The organism is Algibacter pectinivorans (assembly GCF_900112595.1).
GTDB lineage: Bacteria > Bacteroidota > Bacteroidia > Flavobacteriales > Flavobacteriaceae > Algibacter_B > Algibacter_B pectinivorans.
The window spans coordinates 1-23,656 of sequence record NZ_FOMI01000008.1; the positions used below are offsets into that span (position 1 = coordinate 1).

General features: G+C 32.7%; 11 protein-coding genes and 1 pseudogene. All 12 read left to right on the forward strand.

Annotation, left to right across the window (positions count from 1 at the left end; all coding sequences use genetic code 11):
- Positions 1-327: pseudogene (locus tag BMY96_RS11965) on the forward strand (xylose isomerase); the annotation flags it as partial.
- Positions 328-988: 661 nt separating this feature from the next.
- On the forward strand, positions 989-4,165 hold the full coding sequence (locus BMY96_RS11970; RefSeq protein ID WP_092852484.1) for a SusC/RagA family TonB-linked outer membrane protein: 3,177 nt from the start codon (positions 989-991) through the stop codon (positions 4,163-4,165).
- A gap of 14 nt (positions 4,166-4,179) precedes the next feature.
- Entirely contained in the window at positions 4,180-5,742 is a 1,563-nt protein-coding gene (locus tag BMY96_RS11975) for a RagB/SusD family nutrient uptake outer membrane protein (protein ID WP_092852486.1), read from the forward strand.
- Between the two features lie 67 nt (positions 5,743-5,809).
- A complete protein-coding gene (locus BMY96_RS11980; protein WP_217639596.1) occupies positions 5,810-6,568 on the forward strand; it encodes a hypothetical protein in 759 nt (252 codons plus the stop codon).
- Positions 6,569-6,622: 54 nt separating this feature from the next.
- A complete protein-coding gene (locus BMY96_RS11985; RefSeq protein ID WP_092852490.1) occupies positions 6,623-7,687 on the forward strand; it encodes a fasciclin domain-containing protein in 1,065 nt (354 codons plus the stop codon).
- A gap of 209 nt (positions 7,688-7,896) precedes the next feature.
- A complete protein-coding gene (locus BMY96_RS11990; protein ID WP_092852492.1) occupies positions 7,897-11,424 on the forward strand; it encodes an alpha-L-rhamnosidase-related protein in 3,528 nt (1,175 codons plus the stop codon).
- Between the two features lie 283 nt (positions 11,425-11,707).
- The gene (locus BMY96_RS11995) at positions 11,708-13,072 is read left to right on the forward strand and encodes a family 43 glycosylhydrolase (protein ID WP_092852494.1); all 1,365 of its coding nucleotides are present in this window, start codon (positions 11,708-11,710) and stop codon (positions 13,070-13,072) included.
- 23 nt (positions 13,073-13,095) lie between these two features.
- Positions 13,096-15,369, forward strand: a complete 2,274-nt coding sequence (locus BMY96_RS12000; RefSeq protein WP_092852496.1) for a glycoside hydrolase family 3 N-terminal domain-containing protein — start codon at positions 13,096-13,098, stop codon at positions 15,367-15,369.
- A 6-nt stretch (positions 15,370-15,375) separates the two neighbouring features.
- Positions 15,376-16,503 (forward strand): glycoside hydrolase family 88/105 protein, encoded by a 1,128-nt coding sequence (locus BMY96_RS12005; RefSeq protein ID WP_092852498.1) that lies wholly within the window; start codon positions 15,376-15,378, stop codon positions 16,501-16,503.
- An 814-nt stretch (positions 16,504-17,317) separates the two neighbouring features.
- Complete coding sequence (locus tag BMY96_RS12010) at positions 17,318-20,293, forward strand: carbohydrate-binding protein (RefSeq protein ID WP_092852500.1); 2,976 nt, start codon at positions 17,318-17,320, stop codon at positions 20,291-20,293.
- Positions 20,294-20,461: 168 nt separating this feature from the next.
- Positions 20,462-21,277 (forward strand): T9SS type A sorting domain-containing protein, encoded by an 816-nt coding sequence (locus BMY96_RS12015; RefSeq protein WP_092852502.1) that lies wholly within the window; start codon positions 20,462-20,464, stop codon positions 21,275-21,277.
- A 752-nt stretch (positions 21,278-22,029) separates the two neighbouring features.
- Complete coding sequence (locus BMY96_RS12020; RefSeq protein ID WP_092852504.1) at positions 22,030-23,598, forward strand: T9SS type A sorting domain-containing protein; 1,569 nt, start codon at positions 22,030-22,032, stop codon at positions 23,596-23,598.
- Positions 23,599-23,656: the final 58 nt, after the last annotated feature.

Sequence of the window (23,656 nt, forward strand, 5' to 3'; positions counted from 1 at the left end):
GGAGGTTTACAAGGTGGAGGTGTTAATTTTGATGCTAAAATTAGAAGAAACTCAACCGATATGGAGGATGTTTTCTACGCACACATTGGTGGAGCAGATACTTTTGCTAGAGCTTTATTAATTGCCGATAAAATTATAACAAATTCTCCTTACGATACATTAAGAACAGAACGCTACAGCTCATTCGATTCAGGAAAAGGAAAAGATTTCGAAAACGGAAAATTAGGTTTACAAGATTTGTACAAACTAGCTCAGGAAAATGGCGAGTTAAAACTACAAAGTGGTAAACAAGAGTTGTTCGAGAATATTATTAATCAGTATATATAAAGCGTTTTATAACCATGAAGGAAGAAATAATTTGTGGTTTTGTAGAAAGTTAAGTAAATTAAATATGAAAACGATATTATTAATTATAATTATTTTGATGATAATAAATATATTGTTAATGGTATTTAGTATTAATGAAGATTCGAAATAAAAAGGATGTCAATTCTCTAGGCACTAGTACCTGTTTTTGTTTTGTATAAATGTGCTAATTGATGAGTAAAACGAGGTTTATTTCTAGTATTAAAATAGAATCCATTTAAGTTAGTTTTGTTTAAAGTTGCGAAATGTATTAAGTTTTTGTTAACTTTATGATTATTGTTACTAGAAAATAAATTAATATATTATTAGGGTTAACTTGTTTAATATTCTCCACACTAATGTTAAATGTTGTAATAATTAGTTACTGTTGTTTTTTCATTGTTAATAAAGACGTGTTTTAACTTGCTTATTAACAATATGTTGTGTTTGGGGAGGTCTGAGTGTTGATAAAATTGTCGTTTTTTGATTAAAACTTTTAGAGTTACGCAGGACGGAGCAGGATACTAGTCTTTACCGTTATTCGTAAAATTGTTAACATATTATTATGATTTAGCATTTAATAGGCTATTAAAATAATTTTAACGTAATATTTATATTTTAAGAACTAAAACTAAAATTAAAAATGAAACAAAAAATTAAAAGACATGGCGCTGGATCGGGAATAGTGCTAATGCTGGCAATATTGTTTTCCTCTTTTTCGGCTATTAGTTTAGAAGCCCAAGAGCGAATTACAGGAACAGTTGCAGGAGCAGATGGATTGCCTTTACCAGGGGTAAATGTGTTGCAGAAAGGGACACGTAAAGGAGCTGTAACAGATTTTGATGGGAATTATTCTATTCAATTAGTGTCAGGTCAAAAAACATTAGTGTTTTCTTATTTGGGCTTCCAAACACAGGAAGTAGAAGTAAGTAATAAGGCTACTGTTAATGTAACTTTAGAAGAAGATGTTGCAGGCTTAGACGAAATTGTTATTATAGGTTTTCAAGCTGTAAAAAGAGAAAAAATATTAGGAGCTGTCGAAACAATCAAGTCAGAAGAAATACAAAAGGCGGCACCAGTTGATCCGCTTCAAGGTATTCAAGGTAAATTATCTGGTGTTCAGGTTGTTTCTAATAATGGTCCTGGAGAAGGTTTTGATATAAAAATTCGTGGTTTGTCAACATTGTCTGCAGGAGCAACAGGGCCACTTTATGTAGTAGATGGTCAACAAACTTTTAATATAGATAATATTGACCCTAATGATATTGAATCGTTAGAGGTTTTAAAGGACGGGGCAACTGCGGCTATATATGGTTCTCAAGCGGGTAATGGTGTTGTAATTATTAAAACTAAAACGGGGAAAGTAGGTAAGCTTAGCTTAGATATTACGACAGTAACCGGCGTTAATAGACTTATTGGAGATTTACCAGCAGCTAATGCAGCTCAAAGAATAGAGCAAGAAAGACTTCAAAATACAACCTGGGGTATAGGAGGTGGTAGAGACTCTTTAAGTTTAGTGTCTAGAAACTCTTTTGATGTGCAAAGGTTGGTTACTAGACCAGCGCTTAGACATCAAACCAATGTGGCTTTAAGTGGTGGTTCTGAAAAAGCAAAGTTTTACTGGAATACAGGTTTTTTTAATGAAGAAGGACTTATTATAAATAGTGAGCATAAAAGAGTTAATACACGTTTAAAAGTTGATGTTACGCCTAGTGATAAATTTAAATTAGGTACATTAGTTAATTTATCTTACGAATATACTAATAGTATCAGTACAGGACCTGTACTTGGACACTTATTAAACAGGGTAGCTTATTTACCACTTTTTGAGCCAGATGGATCTTTTACTCCAGGTTCTCCAAACAAATTTAGTTTAAATCCAATTCAAAACGCGGTTCTTAGAAAGAATGATAGAAGGCGTTACAGAGGTAATGTTTTTAATTATGCACAGTTTAGTATTACACCAGAATTATCTATAAGATCTACATTAGGTGTTGATTTCTTTTTAGATAGAAGAGATAATTTTGCGCCAGCGATTCTTGATCCTCGTAATTTTGAAAATGGTATACATAGAGGAGATCAAAGACAAACTTTAACCTATCAAATTCAGCAAGACAACACATTAAATTATTTGAAGTCTTTTGGAAATCATGATGTTTCTGCCTTTGCCGGTATGCAAATACAAAGAAGAAAAGTAGATAATTTTAATTACGCAGCTCAGTTTAACAATGATTTAATTCAAACTTGGAATAATGCGGTTAATGATCCAGGAGTGGATACAGAAACAGGCTTAGATAATAATACATTTTTTGTAGATAAAGAAGGAGGAGATAGAACACAAATTGTTACTACTGGAATATTTTCATTGTTTGGTGGTTTTAATTACGATTATGCTAATAAGTATTTATTTGGAGCAACGATACGTAGAGATGGTTCATCAAGTTTTGGGGCTAATAATAAATATGGATATTTTCCTTCTGCTACAGCAGGATGGAGAGTTAGTAATGAGAACTTTTTAAAGAATAATAGTGTAATTAAAAATTTATTGGTTAGAGGTAGTTATGGTATTACAGGAAACGATAGAATTCAACCTTATAGGTATGTAAGTACTTTAGGACCAAGTGATATTGGAGGTTTTATACCGTTAACTTTAGGTAACGCAGATATCCAGTGGGAGGAATCAGTATCTAAAAACTTTGGTTTAGAATTAAGTCTTTTTAAAGGTAGAAGATTAAATATAGCTCTAGATGTTTGGGAAAAAGTAACAGACGGGCTTCTTGTTGAATCTGAATTACCAGAGGAGTCTGGTTTTTCATCTGTACTTGAAAACAGAGGTGTCATAAAAAATAATGGTGTAGACTTTACAATTGGAGGTACTATTATTAAAAGTACAGATTTTACTTGGAGGTCTCAATTTAACATAAGTGTTTTAAAGAACAATGTTGAAGAACTAGCGGTGCCTATCCGAACAGGACGTTTTATTACTGAAGAAGGTCGACCTGTTGGAAATATATGGGGATATAAAAATACCGGAGTTTATCAATATGATGAGTCTAATGCATACACGCCTGAAGGAGAACGTTTATTTCCTAACTTCGATGCAAACGGGTTTTTCTTAGGATCTTATAATAGAGGTAATGGAGACGCGTATCCTGCCGATGCAGAAATTAGACAACTAGTACACAGATCTAGTAGAAATGTTCTTAGAGGTGGTGATTATATTTGGGATGATGTGAATAATGACGGTTTTATTGATAGTGAAGATGAGCAAGTTTTAGGTAATGGTTTACCAACTGTATATGGTGGTTTTAATCATGAATTTACTTATAAAAATTGGACTTTTGATACATCATTTGATTATAGTTTTGGAAATGAAATTTATAGACGTTATGATCACGATAGGAATAGTTTAAGAGCGGCTGTGCTTTCAGTTTCTCCTGATAGACTTCAAAATGCATGGAGAGAGCAAGGAGATATTGCTCAATGGCCTACTTTACAACCAGGAGGAGCACGTAATCAAAATAGATTTGATTTTTCAAATAGTACAGCTAATAGTAGTTTTGTGTCTGATGGTAGTTTTATTAAATGGAGATATATTCGTGTTGGCTATACATTTCCTAAAGATGTGTTAGAATCTTTTAATATTGGGATGAATAGATTAAGTTTAAATCTTGCCGTTAACAATATTATGACTTGGACTAACTATATAGGTTATAATCCAGAGTTTGGTAGTAGAGGTAACCCTTTAACTCCAAGTGAAGATAGTTTAAGGTATCCAAATGATAGAGAGTTCTTATTAACATTAAGAGCACAATTTTAAAAAAAAGAAAAGTTATGTATACAAATAATATATTAAAAAAGTTAAAAGTTGTTATTCTACTTTTTGCTACTGTAGGAATAACATATTCCTGTGATGATTTTGTTGAAGAGCTTCCTGTTAGTGATATTGCTCCAGAGTCTTTTTACAAAAACAACGACCAATTACAGTTGGCTTTAAATGGGGCTTATGGTTTATTTTCTCAAGCATATAGTCAATTTTATATAAACACTGGTGAGATAAGATCAGATAATTTTCAGCCTCAAGGTAATGATGCTTCAAGGAGTTCTGTACATAATAGTACAATGGATCCAGGAGAAGGTTACTTAAGATGGGCAAACCATTACCAAGCTATAGATGCTGTAAATAGAATCATTCAATCTGCCGAATCAGTAGAAGGTGTAGATGAGAATATAATTGGTCAAGCTTACGCTATTCGTGCTAAAATGTATTTTGATATGGCTCGTGTTTGGGGAAACTTACCTGTCTTTCTTGAACCTATTACATCAATATCTGAAGCGTTTCGTTCACAAGAGGATTATGATACTATTCTTGAAACTGTTGTAATTCCCGATATGAAAAAAGCAGAAGAGATGATTACTACTATAGATTCTGAATTTACATTTTCTCAGGGAGGGGTTTATGCTCTTCAGGCAGAAGTTTATATGTGGGAAGAAGAAGAGTTGTTAGCAAAAAATGCTATTCAAAACTTGTTGGCATTAGGTGTACACAGTTTAGTTACTACTCCAGAAGAATGGTTAGATTTATTTTATAATCAGGAGGCAAATGATGCATCTCCAGAAGCAAGAGGAAAAGTACAATCTGGTTCAGAACTTATATTTTCTCTTTTCTATTCAGATGTAAATACTTCAGGTTTGGCTAGGTTTTATATTGCTGGTGCTGCCGTAACTACAATTTCTGTAGAAGTAGAACAAAAATGGGTTGAGCGATTTCCGGCAGATTCTTTAGGTTGGGCTACTAAATATCCTGATACAGCTCCTGTATTTTCAAGAGAGGTTTTAATTGATGGAGAAACGGAAATTGTACCTGTTTATGGTGATTGGAGGCAATTTATGAATAGAAATGGCGATGATTATGAACAAGGTTTAGGATCTGAAGAATTTGGTTTGGCAAGAAGCACTAAATGGATAAAAAATAGATCAGGACTAAACCCTAACGAGGATGATACGAATATACCAGTATTTCGTTTAGCAGATATGATTTTATTGTTAGCCGAAGCAGAATTAAAGCTTGATAATGCCCCAAGATGTTTTGAGTTAATAAATCAAGTAAGAACTGCGAGACAATTACCATTAGCAAGTGAAGAAGAGTTTGGTGACACTTTCGACGAACAATTAGATTTTTTATTAGTTGAAAGACAGTTTGAATTAATTGGAGAAGCTAAACGCTGGTGGGATTTAGTAAGAAATGATAAGGCTATCGAAGTTATGACGCCAATTTTACAAAATAGAGAAGATGGTGCTGTTGTGCCCTTTACGGAGGACCAAATAATATGGCCAATCTTTATTGACCATCTTAATGAAAACGATTTGCTAGAGCAAAACTTGGGTTGGAGATAATAATTTAAAAGAAAAATAAGATATTATGAAAACATATATAAAAATTATAGTACTTGTTTGCTTTACGGTGGTGTTTTATTCATGTACCTTAGAGCCACAAGATTCATTTGATTTTAAACCAGAAAATACATTTGGAGATCCTTTTGCTAATATGACAGCGTGGGAATATATTCAAACAAGGACGACCAATGCTATTGTAGATGATGAAAATCGAAAAGTACCAGACGCAGAAGAATTAGATTTTATGATAGCTGCCATTAAACACGTCGGATATCAAGAATTATATAATCAAACAACTACCAGAGAAAGAACCTATTTTTTATTGAATAATAATGCATTTACTGGTAATAATCCAGATAGAGATATTATTAGAGCTATAACTGGTAGAACTCAAGGAACATTAAGTAGAGTTAATGCTGATTCCCTTATGGCTACTATTACTGAGCCAGCTCAGATTAACAAGCTAAAAGCAATTTTAAAATATCATATTATTGATGAAGAGGTTGCTCAAGTGCCTAAGATTACAATTTTTGAAAAAGATTTTATCTTTACCACCTTATTGCCTACAGTTAATGTAGATGCTACTACAGGGGAGGCTATTGGTTTGTCTAATACTAAGGCCGAAATTGCGATTAGACGAGATATAGAGTGGGAAATGGAGGTTAATAACGTTAATGCTCCATTAATTTCTACTGCTGTAGAACCAGGATTCAATGAAAGGGTGAGAGCACATAACTATGTGTTTAGTAATGGTATTGGACATTATTTAAATGATACAGCTAGATATCAGCCGTTTGGTCTATACGAGAATTTATCTGTAGACTAATAAAAGGTTATTAATGATATACAGAAGATTTAGTCTTAAATAAAAAATAATAAAATGAATAAATATAAAAATATAAATAAATGGTTTATTGGAATGTTTGCCATAGCAATGTTGTTTTCTTGTAACTTTCCTGAAGATGATGAGTTTTATATTCCATTTGAAGCTGGTGTTGTAGAAAATCCAGAAACGATTACGCAGTTAATTATAGCAAATGAAGATTTAGGCATATTTGAACAAGCTTTGCGTATTCTAGAACAAGAGAATAATAGCGAAAAATTGTTAGCAAAATTAAATTTGCCTAATAGTAACACTACAGTGTTTGCTCCTAGTAATGCTGCTTTTCAAGCGTGGTTAGATAATAGTGGTATTGATGATATTTCTTTAATAAACCCAATAGATTTAGAAGTCGTTATTCTAAATCATATTTTAGTAGGTGAGTTTAAAGCGGCAGATTTTACAACAGGACTTACAACATCTTCAGCGCTAGTTGGACCAAGAGCTACCGCTAAAAATGTATCGATGTATATTGATACAACTAATGGAGTTATCATCAATGGTGAGTCTACTGTTATAACGCCTGATGTTGGGGCGAATAATGGAGCGTTACATATTGTTGATACGGTTATAGATTTGCCAGTTATGTTAGATTTTTCGGCTATGTTGCCATCATTGTCCATGTTTGATGACGCCGTAGAATTTGCTCAAACAGCAAGAGATGAAGATGGAAACGGCCCTAATTTGAGGTTCAGATTAGTAGATCCAGGTGCAGAAAGAACACTGTTTATGCCAACCGATGATGCCTTTGCTGATTTATTGGTAGAATTAGGAGTTGCAGAATTATCAGAAGTAGATCCTTCTATTGTTGCAGATGCTATTTTCACACATTTAATTGATATTGCTCCTATTAGTACACCAGAATTTATAGAAATAGGAAGACCTTTCCCTATTCCTGCATTTAATAATGAGCTATTGTTTATCAATCCAACAGATGTGAATAATATTACTGTAACAGATCCTAATGGTAGAACTGCTAATTTGGTTCCAACATTAATTGATATAGTTGCAGTTAATGGTTTTATACATGTTATAGATAAAGTGCTGTTATCGGAAGCAGAATAAAAATTAGTACATAAATTATTAAAACCTCTATTACTTGAAATGTAATAGGGGTTTTTTTTGTGATTAACATAGTAGTGCAGTATAGTACAGGATGGAATTAGTACAGTGCTTATTTATATTTAAAAATTATTTTTTTTTTTGATCTATTAATTTTTTCACTGTTATACATAGCATATTTTTTAAATAATTTATTAAACTAATAATACTTCATGCAAAAACACACACTTTTATTAGGACTACTTACCATTATAAATTTTAGTACAGTCTTTTCACAACAAAAAGTAAAGAATATAGAGAAACCAAACATTATTTTTATTCTAACAGATGATCAGCGCTTTGATGCTATTGGTTATGCTGGTAATAAGTTTGTTGAAACCCCAGAAATGGACAATTTAGCTAAATCGGGAACCTACTTCAATAAAGCCATAGTTACCACCCCAATTTGTGCAGCTAGTAGAGCAAGTATTTTAACAGGTTTGCATGAACGTGCACATAATTTTAATTTTCAAACAGGAAATATAAGAAGTGAGTATATGGACAATTCTTATCCAACGCTTCTTAAAAATAATGGCTATTACACTGGTTTTTATGGAAAATATGGGGTTCGATATGATGAGTTGGATAAACAGTTTGATGAATATGAGTCTTATGACAGAAATAACAGATATAAAGACAGAAGAGGGTATTACTACAAAACAATAGATAATGATACGGTGCACTTAACAAGGTATACAGGGCACCAAGCTTTAAATTTTATTGAAAAAAATGCCGAAAACAATAAGCCTTTCTGTTTATCCTTAAGTTTTAGTGCACCGCATGCACACGATGGTGCTCCAGAACAATACTTCTGGCAGGCCGAAACCGATAAATTACTTGAAAATACAACCATTCCTGGTCCAGATTTGGGCGATGATAAATATTTTAATGCCCAACCAAAAATTGTAAGAGACGGTTTTAACTGGTTGCGTTGGACTTGGCGTTATGATACACCAGAAAAATATCAGCATAGTTTAAAAGGGTATTATAGAATGATTTCTGGAATTGATTTAGAAATTAAAAAAATTAGAGAAAAACTAAAAGAAAAAGGACTTGATAAAAATACCGTAATTATAGTGATGGGAGATAATGGCTATTTCTTAGGAGAACGAAAATTAGCTGGAAAATGGTTAATGTACGATAACTCTATTCGTGTGCCATTAATAGTTTTCGATCCTAGAGTTAACAGCCATCAAGATGTTAATGATATGGTATTAAATATAGATGTACCGCAAACTATTGCAGATATTGCGGGTGTAAAAGCTCCAGATACATGGCAAGGTAAAAGTTTAATGCCTATAGTTAAAAAAGAAACAAATACCATATCTAGAGATACCATTTTAATAGAACACATTTGGGATTTTAGCGAAATTCCACCTAGTGAAGGTGTAAGAACAAATGAATGGAAATACTTTAGATATGTAAATGATAAAAGTATTGAAGAACTTTATAACTTAAAGAAAGATCCAAAAGAGATTAACAACCTAATTGGAAAGAAAAAGTATAAAGACGTTGCCAATAAACTTCGCTCTAAACTTGATGAATTAATCAAAAAGAATAGTAATGAATATAGAGCAGCGCCAACAGATTTAACGGTAGAATTAATAAGAAAGCCAAGTACAGATGTTAAAATATTTGATTTAAAACCAGAGTTTGGTTGGACGGTTCCGTTAGGTTCAAAATTTCAAGGCGCCTATCAAATATTAGTAGCTTCAAATAAAATGGACATTGATAATAATAATGGCAATGTTTGGGATAGTGGTCAAGTACGTTCTTTAGAATCAACAAATGTTGAATATCAAGGAAACCCACTTACAATAGGACAAACCTATTATTGGAAAGTTAGAATTTGGGATGAACAAAATAGATTGGTTGATTATTCCGAAGCTCAAAAATTCACAACAGGTAAAAGTGATAGTTATATAATTTCAACTGAAAATAAATTTGAAATAGATAGAATAAAGCCGGTTAAGTTTGAAAAGCGAGGTGATTTTTATTTCATGGATTTTGGTAAAGCAGGATTTGCTACCATGGACTTTACATACCAAGCAAAAACACCACATACCTTGACCGTTAGAGTTGGTGAAATGATTGACGACAATGGAAATGTTAATAGAACACCGCCAAAGAAAAGTAATATTCGTTATCAAGAGATTAAAGTGGATGTAAAGCCAGGACAGACAAAATATCAAATAAAAGTACAGGAAAATGAGAGAAATACAAGAGCTAATAAAGCCATTCCGTTACCAAACGGATTTCCTCCACTTGTGCCATTTAGATATGCTGAAGTTGAAGGTGCGCAAAACGCAATATCTGGTGATAATTTTGAACAATTAGTATATCGTACCTATTGGGATGATGAGGCTAGCAGTTTTACAAGTAACAACGATATTTTAAATCAAGTATGGGATTTATGTAAGTATTCAATAAAAGCGACAACCTTTAATGGTTTATATGTCGATGGCGATAGAGAGCGCATTCCTTACGAAGCTGATGCGTACTTAAACCAGTTAAGTCATTATACCACAGATAGGGAATTTGCTATGGCAAGACGAACTATCGAGTATTTTATGAAAAACCCAACATGGCCAACAGAATGGCAACAACATGTAGCATTATTAATTTATGCAGACTATATGTACACGGGAAATACAGAACTTATAGAGCGTTATTATGAGCCTTTAAAGCACAAAACATTATTCGAACTTTCTAATGAAGATGGTTTAATCACGTCTACAAAAGTTGATGCCGACTTTATGAAAAAATTAGGCTTTCAAGAAGGATATAAAAAACCATTATCAGATATTGTTGATTGGCCTTCTGCAAACTTTAACGGTAGTAAAACTAAAGGAGAGCGCGACGGATTTGTATTTAAACCATATAGTACTGTAATTAATGCGTTTTTCTATGAGAATATGAAAATCATGGCAGAATTTGCTCAAATCTTAGGAAAAACCCAAGAAGTTTTAGATTTTGAATTAAGAGCGGCCAAAGTTAAAAAAGCAGTTAATGAACAAATGTTTGATGCTTCACGAGGCATTTATGTAGACGGAATAGGTACAGATCATGCATCGTTGCATGCTAATATGATGCCTTTAGCATTTGGGTTAGTACCTGAGGAGCATTACCAAACTGTAGTAGACTATGTGAAATCTAGAGGTATGGCTTGCAGTGTATACGGAGCACAATTCTTAATGGATGGTTTGTATAACGCAGGCGAAGCAGATTATGCTTTAGAATTAATGGCAAGTAAAGCTGAAAGAAGCTGGTATAATATGATTAGGAGCGGTTCTACAATAACATTAGAAGCTTGGGATTTAAAATATAAAAACAATTTAGACTGGAATCATGCTTGGGGTGCAGTACCTGCAAATGTAATTCCAAGAGGATTGTGGGGTATTAAACCTAAAACAGCAGGATTTGGGGTGGCAACTATTAAGCCACAAATGAGTAAGTTAAAGTCTAGTGAAATTGAAGTGCCAACTGTAAGAGGTGCAATTAAAGGAAAATACACGTACAACGGTGCAAGACTTCAAACTTACGAAATAGAAATACCGGGTAATATGGTAGCAGAGTTTTCTTTAAATGGGCTAGATGGAAAGGATTTAATACATAATGGAGATAAGGTTCCAGCGGCTTTCGAGTCTATTAGGTTATCACCAGGAAAGCATATTATTCAACTTAAAATTAATTCATTTTAATTTTAGAATGAGAAATGCCAATAAATAAGTTATTGGCATTTTTTTTTTGCATAAACAATCATTTTAAAATACTTAATGTCATATTTTTAGTTCCGTTTTTAAATTTTTGTTTTCTTTTAGTCATGCTAAATTTATAATTATATTCACTTAATAAGTATTCTAATGTAAGGAGCTATCATTTTAAGGATGTATAAACGTAACTTATAAATTAAAACAGGACAGGTCAGGATGCGTCTCCAAAGGTCAAATGTTATATTTATTGGCTAAATAAATTGCTAACTGAATGCTGGAGCTAGTACATCTTAGAAATAATTATGCTTTCTTATTATTAGTAGGGATATGTAATCTTTATGCTCAAAATCCTATTGTTCCAAATCAAGGTTTAAACGACCCGCATATTCATATTTTTAACGATACAGCTTATGTTTATGCATCTCACGATAAATCCATTGATAATAAAAAATTTATTATGGAAGATTGGTGGGTGTTGTCGTCTCCAGATTTAGTAAATTGGACAAAGCGAAGCGTTTTAAATCCTAAAGATACCTATATAGGAAAAGATTTTTCAAGATGTTGGGCAACGGATGCAGCATATAAAAACGGAAAATATTACTGGTATTTTTCAGAAGGAAATGAACAAACAGGGGTTGTGGTAGGAGATACCCCAACAGGGCCTTGGAAAGATCATTTAGGAAAACCTCTTTTAAATTCAGACTTAACGCCAACACATGAATACGATATGGCTGTTTTTGAAGATAATGGAGCGCATTATATTATTTTTGGTGTTTGGGATTATTATATGGCAAAGCTGAATGATGATATGATAAGTCTTGCTGAAAAACCAAGAAAACTTATTATTAATAATCCTAAAGGTCCTTACAATCCAGAGGGTAATAACTTAGAAAAACCAACAGACGATAAGCCTTTTATGCATAAACGAAATGGAAAATACTATTTGTCTTGGGGTTGCTTTTATGCCATGTCTGATAACTTATATGGCCCTTATGAATATAAAGATTCTGTTATAAAAGAGGAAAGTTTTGCCAAAGGTTATAACGCTCCCACTTGGCCCAATGGATTTTTGCAAGGACGCCATGGCTCTTTTTTTGAATGGAATAACCAATGGTATTACGCCTATTGCGATATAAGTCAAACAGGAAATCGCTATTTTAGAGATACGTTTATTAGCTACATTCACTATAAGGAAAATGGAGAAATGGCAACAATAAGAGTGGATGGCGTTGGTGTTGGACAATACAATGCTAATCAGTCTAATATTGAAGCTGAGGATTATTTTAAAGCAGATGGTTTATTAAAAAAAGAATTTGAAAATGGCTTTGTTGTTAAAACAGCGGCAAATAAAAGTTATTTAAGTTTTCCAAATATCAATGGCTTAGACAAGTATTCTATACTAAATATGAAAGTAAACGCTCCTAACGGCGGACAGTTTTCTATTCAAATCCGAAAAAATGGATTAGATGGGGAAATTATAAATCAAAAAATAGTTAATTTAAAGCCTAATACTAATACATTTAAAACTATACAAATCGATTTGCAAGACTTAAAAAGTACAGAGAATTTTTATTTTCTAGTACAGCAATTAGACTCTAATTCATTACAAATTGATTCCTTTTCATTTTCAAAATAATTAAAATTTAACCATAAATACTAATGAAAAAATTATTCATTTTACCCCTAACGTTATTAAGCATAATCTTTTACTCCTGCGGAGAGTCTTCATCTTCAGCAAAGGATTATAAAGACGCATCATTGGCAATAGAAGATCGTGTAGAAGCGTTATTACCTTTAATGTCTTTGGAAGAAAAAGTAGCGCAAATGCGTATTTTTCATGCAAATATTGGAGTAAAACACGACGAAAATGGAAAACTAACCCTGTCTGATAAAGTTATAGAAAAATTAAAAATTGGTATAGCAGGAATTAAAAACCCGGGCGAACATATAGATGCTGTAACTGCTGCTAAGTTGAATAATGAACTTCAAAAATATATTATAGAAAATAATCGCTGGGGAATCCCTGCATTGTTTGTTACAGAATCTTATAACGGCGTAGATGCAGAGGGTTGTACTAAGTTTGGTCGCCCAATGACATCGGCAGCATCATTTAATCCAGATTTGGTAAGACGTCAATGGGATGTAGTAGGTAGAGAAGCACGATTAAGGGGGATGCACATGTGCCACTCACCAGAAGCAGATATTGTACGCGATCCACGTTTTGGACGAATGAGTGAAGCATTTGGAGAAGACACCTATTTAACAACGCAAATGGTAAAAAACGCCATAATTGGTGTACAAGGTAATTATGAGGGCCTTGGAAACGGAACGCATATTGGTGCCGTTGCAAAACATTTTGCAGGATACGGGCAAGTATTAGGAGGCTCAAACTTTGCAGCAATCGAAATTTCAGAAAGAACATTGATTGATGAAATTTATCCACCGTTTGAAGCAGCAGTAAAAGAAGCAAAAACATTAGGGATTATGGCATCGCATGGCGATTTAAACGGTGTAGCTAGTCATGGTAATCCAGAATTGTTAACTGGCGTATTACGCGATCAATGGGGATTTGAAGGTTATGTGGTTTCAGATTCAAATGATATAGCACGTTTGTATTATTTTATGGGTGTTGCAGAGTCTCCAGAAGCCGCAGCACAAATGGGCTTAGAAGCAGGAATCGATATCGATTTATATGCTGAAGATTCTTACGCATACTTACCTGAAATGGTAAAGAAAAACCCAGAACTTGAAAAACTAATCGATAGATCTGTAAGACGAGTACTAAGAACTAAGTTTATTTTAGGATTATTCGATAATCCGTATATTGATATTGAAGAAGTAGAGAAAGGCGTAAGAGCAGAATCATCTTTAGAATTGGCCAGAGAGTCAGACTTGGAATCTATTATCTTACTAAAAAATGAAGATAAAGCTTTACCGCTATCAAAAAACAAGTCTTTAAAAGTGGCACTATTAGGTCCATTATTAAATGAAGATACAAAAGCAATGTTTGAATCTGCTGCAGGTTCAAATGTGAAGTTTATAGCAGAAAAAGGCTTTCAATTAACCAATCAAAAAGGTGGGGCACCAGAACTTTTAGAAAGAGATCCTAAAGCTATTGCGAGTTTAGTAAATAAAGCAAAATCTGCAGACGTAAATATCTTATTTTTAGGAGGCGATAAGTATACCGCTAAAGAAGCTTATTTTAGTAATAGTACACTAGGTGATAGAGCAACTATTGATCCTGTTGGCCCTCAAGACGAGCTCGTTGAAAAAATTAAAGCGTTAGGAAAACCAGTTATTGTAGTGTTAAAGCACAGAAGAACATTATCTATAAATGCTATTTCAGAGCATGCAGATGCTATTTTAGACACTTGGGATTTAAGTGAGTTTGGAGACGAATCTACAGCAAGAATTATCTTTGGAGAGGTATCGCCATCAGGAAAATCACCAGTTACAATTCCACGATCTATTGGTCAATTACCATACCATTATAGCATGAAAGAAATCAACTATAAAAAAGAATATTTATTCTTGGGTAAAGGGCCGTTATATCCTTTTGGTCATGGGTTAAGTTTTGGCGAATTTGAATATTCAAACATTACAATTTCAAACCCTGAAATAACACCTAATACAGAGTTGGAGGTTAGTGTAAAGGTTACCAACAATGGTAGTATTAAAGCTAAAGAAGTGGTGCAAATGTATATTAAAGATGAAATTGGCTCTGTAACACGACCAGATAAAGAACTTAAAGGTTTTGAGAAAATAGAGTTAAATCCAGGAGAAAGTAAAACCGTTTCATTCACAATTACACCAAAAATGTTAGAATTTACGGGTATTTCAATGCAAAAGGTTTTAGAATCAGGAGACTATACCGTAAAAATAGGAACCTCATCGCAAAAGTATTTAGAAACAACATTTAAACTAAATAAATAAGACATAATGAATAAGACGATTTTAACACTAGTAGCCGTTGTATTATTATTTAATTGTTCAACCGCTCAAAAAATCACCAAAGAGCAGCCCATAGATAAAGCAGTGGTTAAAGCCTCTATGATAAAAGCTTTAGAGTGGCAAGAAGCACATCCTATATTTGCTATTGCACCAACAGATTGGACGGCTGGGGCTTATTATACAGGTGTTACAAGAGCGCATAAAGCAACCAATGATATGATGTATATGGCTGCTTTAAAAAACCAAGCTTACTGGAATAATTGGCAAACTTACAATAGGTTGCACCATGCAGACGATGTTGCTATTTCGTATAGCTATTTGTATATTGATATGGTAGATAACAGAAAAAACTTTGTGGATTTAGAGCCTACTAAAAAGTTTCTAGACGCACATCTCTATGAAGATGATGTATGGAAAGCTGGTAATAGAAAGAATGAAATGGGGCAAACCATATTATGGTGGTGGTGTGATGCTTTATTTATGGCGCCTCCCGTCCTAAATTTATATGCTAAACATACTAACCAACCTAAGTATTTAGATGAAATGCATAAGTTTTACATGCAAACTTACAATCAGTTATATGATGAAGAAGAGCAGTTATTTGCTAGAGATATGCGTTTTGTTTGGACTGGCTCAGATAAAGACAGTAAGGAACCTAATGGTAAAAAAGTATTTTGGTCTAGAGGAAACGGTTGGGTTATTGCCGGTTTAGCTTTGATTTTGGATGATATGCCAACAGATTATGAGCACCGTCCATTTTACGAGAAACTTTATAAAGAAATGGCTTCTAAAATATTAGCTATTCAGCCAGAAGATGGTTTATGGAGAACAAGCTTGCTTTCTCCAGAATCGTATAATCATGGAGAAGTTAGTGGAAGTGGTTTCCATACATTTGCTTTAGCCTGGGGTATAAATAATGGTTTGTTAGATAAAAAACACATACCAGCAGTCAAAAAAGCGTGGCATGCTATAGCGGCATGTCAACACGATGATGGTCGCGTAGGTTGGGTGCAAAATATTGGAGCATTTCCAGAACCGGCATCTGCCAATTCTTGGCAAAATTTTGGTACAGGTGCTTTTTTAATGGCGGGTAGTGAGGTTTTAAAGTTAAACTAGAATACCTGGGTAATCATTAAATTATAGTATAGAATTAAAAAGGTAGTGATTGTATATCACTACCTTTTTTTAGTAAAATATTGTTTTCTTTTTAATATGTATTTACTGTTAATTTCTAATAAAAATTTAATGCAATTTAGTTTAGTATTAAAATTAAGTAAATTAGTTCATAGTACCTATTCTTGTTTTATAATCCCATTTATTCTTTTTTGTATCGCATTTCTATTAAGTTTATAATATTCTTTATTTTTAACAACCTTTGATAGGTCAACTCTTAAAATGATAAAAATTACAAGTAAACTTTTATAGAAACTAGTGTTTTATTAACAAGTATTGGAACTTTATTTCTTTATAATGTGGATATTAACTTTTTTATTATGGTTGGTCATTATGCCAAACAGAATTGCTTTTATTATACTCATTTAATTTAATATTTAACTCTATTTTATGTAATTTATTTTGTTGTTCTAACTATAAACTAACTTCTAGTTTTAACCGTAAACGTGTACTCTATTACGCTTTTTTAATTTAAATAGTATAGGCCTTTAAATAATTAGTGCGTGGTTTAATACAATTTTTGAGAGAGATAAAATTATTTTAAAACCACTTCGCTTGTAGAGTTAATTTTTGTTTTAGCTACCAAACGTAAAGTTTTTTTATAAAAAATACTATTTGGTATAAAAGTTATACGATATATATGTATATTTAAATTGTATTGACTTCTAATACACCAAGATATGTATTGTTTTTTATAGAAGTGGTTTCTACGAAAAACAATTTAATTTAGCCGTAATATTTTATTATTTACAATAAGATGAATAAAAATACTTCATTAAAAAAGATATACTATAAATATGTAGTATTGGCAGTATACGTTTTACTTTTTAACTTTAAGGTAAAAGCACAAGAATATCCATTTAGTCTACCAAATAATATTACAGCATCATTAAATGTAGAAACGGCAAATACAGAGGTGTTTAATAACAAATTAATAGGTTATAATATACAAGGCTTTGATACCCAAACGCAAAAAGACTTTGTTAATCTAGTAGATCCAGTAACTATACGTTTTCCTCATGGCGTTTGGGCTAATTTTTATGAATGGGAAACAGATGGGTACCAACAAGATAGTTATGATAATAGAGACCATCAAGACGCACTCGATATATTTGTGTCTAGTATAACGGGCGATATAGATGGAATTGCAGCTTTAAATACAGAAAAAAAGAATAGAATAGGAGGAAAGGGGTATGATATGATGTGGACTTACTCTATTAATTTTGATGACGGCGCAAGTAGTGTTGCTAGAGCGCAAAAAGATATTGGATTAGGTCTAGAAGTTAAAGCTATCGAACTTGGAAACGAGCATTTTTGGAGAGGACAGCGCGCTTTAAGAACAGAAACCCCCGAAATGTATTTGTTAGCGGCAACAGAGGTTTCTAGTGCACTTAAAGCCGAATTTCCAGATATAAAATTATCCTTGCCTTTAAGTTGGAGAAGAAGCCATGCATCATATAATAATACCGTTAAGGGAGATGGGAGTTTCTTTGATGCAGTCACAATTCATAAATATTTAGGGGCAGACCCTGACGTGCCAGGAGAAAGTAATAGTGCCTATAGCGCCTTATTAACGGCTAAATTAGAATTAGCAGAAGATGTAAATTGGGTAAGAGATAACTACGCACAGGGTAAACCTGTTTGGTTAACAGAGTGGGGTGTATCTGCAGGGTCAGAAGTTCATGCTGGTGCTTGTTTAGGTATGGCAGATGTTTTTATGTATATGTCTAAAAATCAAGATGTATATGAGCGAGCAAACTGGTTTATTTTTAATAGGGTACTAAATGCTATGGTAGTAGTAGGGGACAATAGAGAACCTGTATACCCTTTGCAAAAAAGAGGTTATTTGTCGACTTACGAGATTATACAAGACGTTTTTAGAGATGCCACAATGCTAAATGGAAATTTAACATCATCCGCACAATTAGTTGTTTCGAGAGGTTCGGTAAATGCTGTAAATGCGAGAGCTACTATAAACGAATTTGGCGAAACAAAAGTTGTGGCAGTTAATCTTACAGATAAGCCAGTTACATTCGAATTAAGGTTTAATAATGTCGCTTATTCTAATAATTTTAAACATGAAGCTCTAGTGTTTGATAATTTGGGTGTTGTAGCTCCTATTGATTATTTTTCAGATGCATTGCAGTTAATTAAGGAAGGTAAAGGAACAATAACATTGCCGCCATTATCTGTAAGTAGAATTTCAGGAATTTATTATGATGAAACGATTGCGTTAATACCTGGAACTATTGAAGCTGAAGATTACAAAGAGGGTGGACAAGGTGTTGGATATTTTGATACAACTCCAGATAATACCTTAAGCACAGGTATAGATACTGATGGTGTCGATGTTGGTACTGAAAACAATATAGTCTATGTTGGAGACACTCAAAATGGGGAATGGTTAAAATATGATCTGAATGTACTAGAAACTGGAAATTACGATTTTGAATTTATCTATGCTGCTCAAAATACTGGAGCTCTGGTTAGTTTAGAAATAGATGATGTTGTGTTATTTGATAATTTTCTACTAGCAAAAACGGGTAGTTCTTCAAATTTTCAAAGTGTCACTAAGTTGAGCTCTAGATTAACAAAAGGGCTTCATGAATTAAAGATACATATTCAAAATGAAGGATTTAATTTAGATAAAATACATGTTTTGGAAGTTATGCCAATTGAAGCACCAATATTTGTAACTCCTAACCATGGCTATAATATTATGCCCGGAGGAAATATTGAAGTAGAAGCCTCTACTACATTTGCTCCAGAAAATATTGCGAGTATGGACCTATTTGTTAATGATGTATTAGTTAGAAGTGTTAATAAAGCACCATTTACCTGGGGGTATAGTGGACAAAATGATGCATTATTAGAAAACATTTCTAGTGGAAGCTACACTTTGAAATTAGTGTTAACAGATAAGAGAAACAGAACAAAAGAAACAGCTATAACCGTTAGTAGTAATAATTATCCAACTCAGCCATACTTAGGAGCTCCTCATGTTGTACCTGGAACAATCCAATTAGAGGATTTTGATAGAGGTGGAGAAGGATTTGCTTTTTCAGATACCGATATTGGTAATTCTGGAGGGGTATATAGAACCGAAGAAGGTGAAAATGTAGATGTTTCTGTTGGTGGAACCAATTTTATCTTAAATAGTCTACGCCCTAATGAGTATACCAGATATACCATTGATGTTAAGGAGGCAGGGAAATATGAAATGATTATTAATTATAGAACATTTTCTACAACATCTAAATCTATATCTGCTTATGTTTTACCTAGAGACTTATCATCATCAACCGAACTGTTTTTTGATCGTGGAGGCTCAATGTCTTCGGGTATTATAAGGTCTGAAAATGAAACAGGATCAGTAGTGTTTTTGGATTATCAATCTTTAGAATTTGAATTACTTAAAGGACAATTTGTATTGGAGTTTAGAATTCCTCAGTCAGGAAATGGACCTTCCTATGATTATATAACTTTAAATAAAGTTGGTAGTTTAAGTGTAAATGAAGAAAATGCTTCTGCACTAATATTAAAAGTATATCCTATACCAAGTAAAAATGGAGTGTTTAATTTAAGTAAACCAAAAAAATGGAAAGTCTATACTTTGTTAGGTGCTAAAATAACTGAAGGCAATAGTAACTTTGTTGATATTTCTAAGAATTCAAAAGGAATATATCTGTTAAAAACAGAAGATGGCATCATTAAAAGATTATTGTTTATTTAATTAAATTTTTATTTAAGTGAAAGCAAATAATTTACTGTCGTTATTAGCTAAATAGTGCAATTATATTTAACAATATATTGAAAGGTACTGGGTGAGCAGGATAGTACAGGATAATATATTTGATTGATTTTCATATATTGTGTCATTAATTAATTTAAACTAAAAATTATGAAAAAAATTACATTTAAAGTTATTGCATTTTTATTTTTATCCGTGATTGCCTTACAGGTGCAAGCACAAGGGAATGCTTATCCTACTCAAACCGATGGAACTTTTAAAATTAAAATAGAAGGCCAAGATTTATATCTTACAATACCAGACATGGAACCACCTCTGTTTGGAGGTTTTACGTATACACTTACATACCAAGCTTTAAATACAGCAAAACCAGAATTGCAAACTTTTAATGTTACATGGGATTCTGCTACTTGTACTTCTTGTTATTTTATTGAATCTGTAAAAGAAGGTATAGGTGTGGTTGAGTTAATGAATCCAGGAAGTCAAACGGCTGAGTTAGTTGTTAAAGGAAATACAACTGCTGCTCCTAGTGCACTTCAACTAGATCGTTGGAATCCTACTAGAGGTTCTGGTACGCAACTTTTTAGCGAGAATATATGTACTGATTGTGGTTGGTCTGGATCAAAAAGAAGAGTTCAAACTTCTGGTTTAGGGCTTGATGTTAAAGTTAATGGAGGGACTCCTGAAAAATTTTCTTGGGAAGCAGTTAGCTTAAGCACTGAAAAATTTGATACGAGTAATTTATTTATTTCAAATCCAGTTTCTAACGAATTACAAATAAAAGGATTACCTTCTAAAGTAAAAGAAGTAAATGTATATAGTTTATTAGGTAAAAAAGTATTAACTCGTAACGTAAATCAAGAATCTGAATTAAATGTAAATACGAGTACTTTAACTAGTGGTGTTTATATTGTTAAAATATCGGGTAATAATGCTACTTACAGCACAAAAGTAGTTAAGCAATAAAAAAGAATACTAGAAATAAATAAAGATAAAAGGTCATTTATAATTATAAATGACCTTTTTGTTTTCCCTATATGCTAATACACATAATAATTCTAAGAAATTTAGTCTTAGTTTTAAAAGCATCTAAAACTCTAGGCTTTATTGTATTTAGTTTAATAAAAACTTCATTTCATATAAACAATCACATTAAAGTTAGTATAATGCTAGTGTTACAATTGATAACAGTAAGTTTTAGTAAAAACTAACAGTCGAATAGAATGGCTTAAAACCATAAATAAATAACTATTAGTTCTCGTTTTTTAGTTTATTAGTACAGTGTGTGCGGATACAAAAATACTATTTATGATGTAATATCTAGGTTTTCTATAAAAACATAAAATTTAAAGTATTAATGATGTTTATATTCTTCCTATATTTAATTAGATAGAAGTTAGAGACGCTTAATCCACTAACTTTAAGTAATTTAAAATAGTAAAGGATGCCTAATAAACTAAATTCTAGCACCACGACTAATACAAATATTAAGCTTGTAAATATTACAAATAAGTTATAGGTATTGTTTATTAACTTATGGGAACAATATATTTAGTTTAAAACAAAAAAATATAAGATTAGCAGCCATAATTAAGTAATTATTATACGTGTTTTTAACAGTTTACACTCGTAATGTAGTATTTAATGTTTAAGATTCAGGATAGTTCAGGATACTCTTTAAATTTGATTGTTATAATTTTAATAAAAAAATCTAAACTATGAAAAAAAATACTCTTAAATCTTTCTTATTTTGTACTGTTACGCTCTTTACACTTTTTGTGTCGGGGCAATCAACAGCCCCCGATGAAGATACTAATCCAGATATAAGCTGTCCAGCTTCTGATGAATTTAAAAACCCAAATAGATCTGCTCCAGATTTACCGAACGCGGTTAATGTTGGAACTATAGATGATAGAACTTGCTATTCAAATTATACGGAAAGTAATGTATATGGCAAAACCTGGGGAGTGTATAATATAACAGATGGCTCAAATCATTTTGGTGAAAGATTACAACCTAGAATGGAGAGGTCATTAAGTAGATCTAGAGAAACGGGTATAGGTAGTTTTGCTAAGTTTACAGGAGTTTTTAGAATACTTGAAGTTGGTGATGCTGGTTCTTTTGGACAAGATGGATCTTACATCGCGCAAGCTAAAGGAAAGCATACAGGTGGAGGAGGTTCTCCAGATCCAGCAATTTGTTTATATCTAGCTAAACCTGTATATGGTACTGGTGCCGATTCAGATAAACAAGTGTCATTTGATATTTACGCCGAGCGTATTTTGTATAGAGGAGGAGAAGGAAGCGGAAGGGAAGTCGTTTTTCTAAAAAATGTTAGTAAAAATGTAGAAACAAACTTTGAGTTAGAAGTAGGTTTTGGAGAAGACCCTAGCGATGCTACTAAAAAGATTCATTATTGTAACGCGATAATTGGAGGCGATGTTTTTAATTGGAATATTCCAGAACCAGAAAAAGGAACAGAGTCAGGTATTAGATATGGCGCTTATAGGGTAAAAGGAGGTAGAGCTCAAATTAGGTGGGCAAATACCGCATACCAAAAAGAAGAGGTTGTAAATATAGATAATGGTAATCCTGGTCCAACTGATGATGTTTTTAGATTAAGAAATGTTGCAACAGGTCAGTTTTTGACTGATTCGGGAGCTAGTGCTGTTCCTGTAACGATGACGAATTCTGGAGAAGAGCAAAATACACATTGGGCATTTGTAGAAAGTGGAAACTATTTTAATTTAGATAGTGAAACTTTAGGAATACTTCGTGCCCCAGGAGCAGGAGGGCCTGGAGGTGCTTATGTTGTGGTTAGTACAACAAAAGGCGCACCAGCAACAGATGGTGATAAAATATGGACCATCCACTATGATGAGGTTAATGAAACATATAGGTTTGAATCAGGAAATAGTGGAAGATTTATGTATCACGATACAAATGGTACGGTAACGCATATTTCGGTTGGAGATACTGATGATAGAAGTGTATGGGAAGCTATTCCAACAAATGTGTCTCTTAGTTTAAGTGAAAACAAACTATCATCATCAGAGGTTAAAATATTTCCTAACCCAGCCAATGATAGTTTTACTATGGCCTTTAAAAACCTAAATCAAGTAAAAGTTCAAATTTTTGATATGCTAGGTAAAACGGTTTATAATAATAAGTCTCTAGGTGAAAACCTAAAGGTAATTAATAATGGACAATTTAAGTCTGGTGTTTATCTTATTAGGGTTGTTGATGGGGCTAATAAAGTTTATAATACCAAGCTTATAATAAAATAAAAGAGTTTAAAAAATTAAGTATTAAAAAGCCAGAAAATTATGTTCTGGCTTTTTTAAT

What these genes read in the sequence shown, in the direction of transcription:
- BMY96_RS11970 (WP_092852484.1), top strand. Translation starts at nt 989, where the DNA reads ATGAAACAAAAAATTAAAAGACATGGCGCTGGATCGGGAATAGTGCTA.
- BMY96_RS11975 (WP_092852486.1), top strand. Translation starts at nt 4,180, where the DNA reads ATGTATACAAATAATATATTAAAAAAGTTAAAAGTTGTTATTCTACTT.
- BMY96_RS11985 (WP_092852490.1), top strand. Translation starts at nt 6,623, where the DNA reads ATGAATAAATATAAAAATATAAATAAATGGTTTATTGGAATGTTTGCC.
- BMY96_RS11990 (WP_092852492.1), top strand. Translation starts at nt 7,897, where the DNA reads ATGCAAAAACACACACTTTTATTAGGACTACTTACCATTATAAATTTT.
- BMY96_RS11995 (WP_092852494.1), top strand. Translation starts at nt 11,708, where the DNA reads ATGCTGGAGCTAGTACATCTTAGAAATAATTATGCTTTCTTATTATTA.
- BMY96_RS12000 (WP_092852496.1), top strand. Translation starts at nt 13,096, where the DNA reads ATGAAAAAATTATTCATTTTACCCCTAACGTTATTAAGCATAATCTTT.
- BMY96_RS12005 (WP_092852498.1), top strand. Translation starts at nt 15,376, where the DNA reads ATGAATAAGACGATTTTAACACTAGTAGCCGTTGTATTATTATTTAAT.
- BMY96_RS12010 (WP_092852500.1), top strand. Translation starts at nt 17,318, where the DNA reads ATGAATAAAAATACTTCATTAAAAAAGATATACTATAAATATGTAGTA.
- BMY96_RS12015 (WP_092852502.1), top strand. Translation starts at nt 20,462, where the DNA reads ATGAAAAAAATTACATTTAAAGTTATTGCATTTTTATTTTTATCCGTG.
- BMY96_RS12020 (WP_092852504.1), top strand. Translation starts at nt 22,030, where the DNA reads ATGAAAAAAAATACTCTTAAATCTTTCTTATTTTGTACTGTTACGCTC.